This window comes from Mesorhizobium sp. M2E.F.Ca.ET.209.01.1.1 (assembly GCF_004010375.2).
In the GTDB taxonomy this organism is placed as follows: Bacteria; Pseudomonadota; Alphaproteobacteria; order Rhizobiales; family Rhizobiaceae; genus Mesorhizobium.
Genome location: NZ_SADP02000463.1, coordinates 1 through 363 on the forward strand (window position 1 = coordinate 1; position 363 = coordinate 363).

General features: G+C 64.7%; 1 pseudogene. It reads right to left on the reverse strand.

Going from position 1 to position 363, the window contains the following annotated elements:
- A pseudogene (locus EN852_RS36495) lies at positions 1 to 264 on the reverse strand (type I secretion system permease/ATPase); the annotation flags it as partial.
- Positions 265 to 363: the final 99 nt, after the last annotated feature.

The window sequence follows — 363 nt, forward strand, 5'->3', positions numbered from 1 at the left end:
CAGCTTCCGGTCGACGGTCGCCGCGACGCGCTGCGTGTAGATGGCGCGAACCGCGTCGAGGAAGCCGAGGAAGGCGAGAGCCAGCACCGCGATGAGCGAGAGGTAAAACAGCGTCTCGACGCTGGAGGACGGCAGCACGCGGTCATAGACCTGCAGCAGGTAGAGCGGAATCACCAGAAGGAGGATGTTGATCAGCAGCGAGAAGACGCCGACATCGGCGATGGCGCGCATGAAGACCGGTCGCAGGCCGGAGGGTCCGGTCATTTGCGCATTTCCCGCCGCTGCATGATCCCGGGACCTTATACGTGGCCCCCGAATTCGGAACCGCCGTGCAGCGTGCTGCTGGCGATGCTATGCGTGGCG